Raw genomic sequence first — 334 nt, 5'->3', positions numbered from 1 at the left:
GATTCGATAATATCAATATGGATCTGCTTATCGGACTCCCGGAGGAGGATTTGGAAGACGTCCGCCGGACCATGGAGGAACTCAAAGCGCTTGATCCTGACAGTATCACTGTACATTCTCTGGCCATCAAACGCGCGGCCAGACTTAACATGTTTAAGGAGAAATACGGAGACTTAAAGATCACGAACACTCAGGAGATGATCGATTTGACTGCCGCTTTTGCCCGCGAGATGGGACAGGAGCCCTACTATTTATACCGCCAGAAAAACATGGCCGGTAATTTTGAAAATGTGGGGTACTCCAGACGGGGAAAAGCGTGTATCTATTACATTCT

At 47.3% G+C, this 334-nt stretch carries 1 pseudogene; it reads left to right on the top strand.

What is annotated here, in order from left to right:
- Nucleotides 1-334 (top strand): annotated as a pseudogene (locus tag NE473_RS30700) (coproporphyrinogen dehydrogenase HemZ); the annotation flags it as partial.

It is taken from the genome of Hungatella sp. SL.1.14 (genome assembly GCF_024460495.1).
Lineage (GTDB): Bacteria > Bacillota > Clostridia > Lachnospirales > Lachnospiraceae > Hungatella > Hungatella hathewayi.
This window is presented reverse-complemented; position numbering and strand designations above follow the sequence as displayed.